This is a genomic window from Paracoccus sp. UBA889, assembly GCA_002294185.1.
Taxonomy (GTDB): domain Bacteria; phylum Pseudomonadota; class Alphaproteobacteria; order Rhodobacterales; family Rhodobacteraceae; genus Paracoccus.
This window is the reverse complement of sequence record DBFD01000044.1, coordinates 1-813: the sequence shown is the minus strand read 5'-3', so window position 1 is coordinate 813 and position 813 is coordinate 1. Positions and strand designations below refer to the sequence as shown.

The window sequence follows — 813 nt, the reverse complement described above, 5'->3', positions numbered from 1 at the left end:
TCGGCCTCGTATTCCCCGGCCGTGAAGTGCTCGCCGCGGCCACAACGCCCGTAACGGTCGCAGAGATCATCATCGTCGGGAATGCCCGGCCCGCGCTGGTCGATATTGCCGAAGGCGCGCTGGCGCAGGGCGCCCGTCAGGACCAGACCGGGCGCGATCTCATAGCTGGCGCGCGCCTCGGCCCCGACCTCGTGGGTCAGGCCGTCCTCGGCGCTGAACACGCCCAGATCCAGATAGGGCGACAGCGACCAGCGAAAGCGCGGATAGACATTGTCCGAATAGACCAGACCGGCGGGCCGTCCGGCATCGCCGAGCACCGAGGCGGCGGCGATCTGGCCGGCTTGGGTGTTTTCCAGCCGCTCGATATCGGTGCGACGCAGCGTGACCGAGGATGTCGGCACGCCCTCGGCGGTCGAGGTGATCACGAAGGTCTCGACCGAGGGCGGCAGAGCGCGGGTCATCAGACGGGCGGTGCGGCCGATGGCCTCGGCCTGGCTGATATAGCGCTGGTTGCGCAGGCGCACCTCGGCCCGGTTCGCGGTCAGGGCCATGGCTTCGAGGATCTGGCCCTCATCGGCCATGGCATCGCCAAGCGCCTTCTGGATCGCCGGCTGGGCCGACGGATCCTGCGACCAGATGCCAGACCAGCCTTCGGGATCGGCGGCAGGCGCGGGGCGCGGGCGGACCGGGGCCGGGGCCTTTTCCAGCCCGGACGGATAAGGCGACTGGCGCGGGTTCAGCACCATCGAGAATTGCGCCCCGACCGTGTTGCCGCCAATCGTGTAAAGACCGGCCTGATAGGCCTCGCCCCAG

1 protein-coding gene is annotated in these 813 nt (G+C 69.4%); it reads right to left on the bottom strand.

The features are described from left to right. The coding region (locus B4L36_RS07660) for a YjbH domain-containing protein (protein WP_292954869.1) at positions 1-813 on the bottom strand (813 nt) is incomplete at both ends.